Origin of the sequence: Paraburkholderia terricola (assembly GCF_900142195.1) — a bacterium.
GTDB classification, from domain to species: Bacteria; Pseudomonadota; Gammaproteobacteria; order Burkholderiales; family Burkholderiaceae; genus Paraburkholderia; species Paraburkholderia terricola.
On record NZ_FRAB01000110.1, the window covers coordinates 1 to 1,337 of the forward strand.

Genomic DNA, 1,337 nt, shown 5'->3' on the forward strand with positions numbered 1-1,337 from the left:
GCTCCTATCCAAGACCACCCAGAAAAGCCAAGCCCCACTTCCATCTCGCGTACAAACTCGCTTGATGCAGCGGGGCTTAAGTTGAGAGCATTGCCTGGCCGCCCCTCGCAACGCCTTTATGCACATTAGATGTCGGCTTTGCGAAGTTATTTTTAGTGTTAGATTGTGAATACAAAACAGCCGGACGGAATACCGTACCGCAATTAAACCGCAACGAGACGTTGCGAGCCTGAGAGAGTTGAAAATTGCCGTTACACTTTATCGAGCAGATGGCGCCGCTGCAGAACGCCGTCGACGAAGCGGAATGGTTCAGCGCGATTGTCGGCCTTGCCGAAACATGGGGTTTCGACAGGCTTTTGATCGCGATGCTGCCGCGCCCGACCATGCGCCTGGAAGACGCCTACGTGCGCAGCACCTATGCGCCGGCATGGCGCCGCGCCTATGACGATCAGGGACTGGCTCACATCGACCCGACCGTCAGCCATTGCGCGACACGCGCCACGCCATTGATATGGTCGCCGGACATTTTTACTACCGCCGAGCAGCAGTCAATGTACGAGGAAGCCCGCGGGCATGGCCTGCGCGCCGGGGTGACGTTGCCGATTCACGGACCCAACCAGCAAGCCGGCATGATGTGCTTCGTCAACGACAGCAACCCGACCGACGCCTTCTGGCGTCATATCGACGTTGCGTTGCCGAACCTGGTGTTATTGCGCGATCTGGTGATCGACACCGCCCAGCGCCATTTGAATACCCACACTCAGACCTTATTGCCCAAACTCACGCCGCGTGAACGTGAATGTCTGAAATGGACCGCGCGCGGTAAATCCACATGGGAAATCTCCCACATCCTGAACTGTTCGGAAGCCGTGGTGAACTTCCATATGAAAAACATCAGGACGAAATTCGGTGTGAATTCGCGCCGCGCGGCGGCCGTGATTGCGGCGCAGCTCGGGCTTATTGACCCGGGTTGAACAATGCGGCCGCGTCGCGGCTATACAGCACCCGTTCGGCCCGGCCGAGATCCGCGTCGGACACGGTTTTCGTGAAGTACAGACCCAGCAGGATCGAGACCGGCGCCGGAATCTCAGCGCCCGATTCGAACCGGCTGCCGCGCGACTGCGTTACGCCGAAGCGCGCCCAGAAACGGCGCTGGCTCTCTTTTTTCTTTTTGCGGTAAGCAATGATCAAAACGCGGTCCACGGCCGAGGGAGCCTGCGCGGGGCGCGTTTGAATATCGGTGAGCTAAAGTCGGAACTGGTGTACGGGGGAGTTAAGGCGGGAGATTGAAGGCGGTGGAGGTTTCAGCTGAGAATCTGATTGTCGAAGTCGGAAAC

At 58.2% G+C, this 1,337-nt stretch carries 2 protein-coding genes; one reads left to right on the forward strand and one right to left on the reverse strand.

Annotation, left to right across the window (positions count from 1 at the left end; all coding sequences use genetic code 11):
* Positions 1-269 precede the first annotated feature (269 nt).
* Complete coding sequence (locus BUE39_RS33660) at positions 270-974, forward strand: helix-turn-helix transcriptional regulator (RefSeq protein ID WP_073432979.1); 705 nt, start codon at positions 270-272, stop codon at positions 972-974.
* On the opposite strand, the gene BUE39_RS33665 is transcribed toward BUE39_RS33660, so the two are convergent.
* The gene (locus BUE39_RS33665) at positions 958-1,236 is read right to left on the reverse strand and encodes a helix-turn-helix domain-containing protein (protein ID WP_073432980.1); all 279 of its coding nucleotides are present in this window, start codon (positions 1,234-1,236) and stop codon (positions 958-960) included. The genes BUE39_RS33660 and BUE39_RS33665 overlap by 17 nt on opposite strands.
* Between the last annotated feature and the right edge of the window lie 101 nt (positions 1,237-1,337).